At 44.8% G+C, this 1,157-nt stretch carries 1 protein-coding gene; it reads right to left on the bottom strand.

Features of this window, described 5'->3' with window-relative positions:
* Positions 1–136: 136 nt before the first annotated feature.
* On the bottom strand, positions 137–1,060 hold the full coding sequence (gspC, locus tag R7E00_RS24500) for a type II secretion system protein GspC (protein WP_318124823.1): 924 nt from the start codon (positions 1,058–1,060) through the stop codon (positions 137–139).
* Positions 1,061–1,157 lie beyond the last annotated feature (97 nt).

The raw sequence follows: 1,157 nt of genomic DNA, 5'->3' as shown, positions 1-1,157 counted from the left end.
TGCCTTTGAAACTCGCACTAAATTCATTTGCCATAGCACCTGGAACGCAGAGTAGACTCCCTGCCAGTAACCAAGCACTTTTGCTAAACCAATGTTTCACGTATGTCTCCCTGAACTTACGCTGGTTGCCTAAGTATTACAATTGGATATAGATGTCGTACTGCTGACCATCTCGCTCAACAGTCAAATTCAGTTCTTGCGGATCGCTCATCACTTGCATCAGTTGTACTGAAGAAGATGGATCACTTAAATCGATCCCATTAAGTTGCACCGCAATATCACCAGGTTCTAGACCCACATCATTAAATAACGCCGCATCACGACCCGGAGAAACTCGGTAGCCAATAATGGCGTCGTCTTTTTTCACTGGAGAAATGGTGATGTATTTAAAGACACTCTGTGGATCTTTCGCAATCTCCTCTCGGATTTGCTCTAGTTTGTCACTCACGTCTGACGCAGGTTCTTTCTGTGCAGCTTGCACTCGAGTAGCCTGCGGCGATTCTGACAATTTTTTATACTCAACGCCTTCCAGCATTAGAGTTTCATCTCGGCCTTCGTTATCGATGATCACGCGATCGACCAACACCGCTTTTAGTGTGGCACGCGTACCTTCAATTTCTTCGCTAATTCCGTAGGTCGCTTGCTTACCACGGTTAGCGATCACCGCTAAGCTGGTTTGAGGATTGCTGCTAGCAACGGCGCCAACAAGGGTAAGATTCAGGCGTGTTTTGGGGGCGTCTTTCACAATAGGTTGCTCAACGACCAGAGGCTTTTGTTCGGTGTATTTGCCAAATAAGTTGGCGCTTTGAAGGGCATTGAAATCAATCGTATTCGATTTATTGCTGGCAATAACATTACCCGCCGACGGCCTCCATTTTGGCACATCAGACGTTTGAGGGATTGCTAACCACACCACTTTACCGAGTATCCACCCAGTTATCGCAATAAATAGGCAAGTAAGTAGCAAACTGAGCTTCGCTTGAATTGCGTGGTGGTTGGACTTGATCTGAGCCAGTAGCGGTCTGCTTGATAATCCTGCACTTAGCTCTAAACGCTTCACTGAATTGATTCCTTTATTCTAACGTTAGTCAATTGGGCTATAAAAATATAACTATCGACTCTAAATTGCTAAATTTGCAATAAAATTATTACTCAAC

The sequence above is a fragment of the Vibrio sp. Vb1755 genome (assembly GCF_033338635.1).
GTDB classification, from domain to species: domain Bacteria; phylum Pseudomonadota; class Gammaproteobacteria; order Enterobacterales; family Vibrionaceae; genus Vibrio; species Vibrio alginolyticus.
Note: the sequence above shows the minus strand (reverse complement) of the source record. Positions and strands in the feature narration are given on the sequence as shown.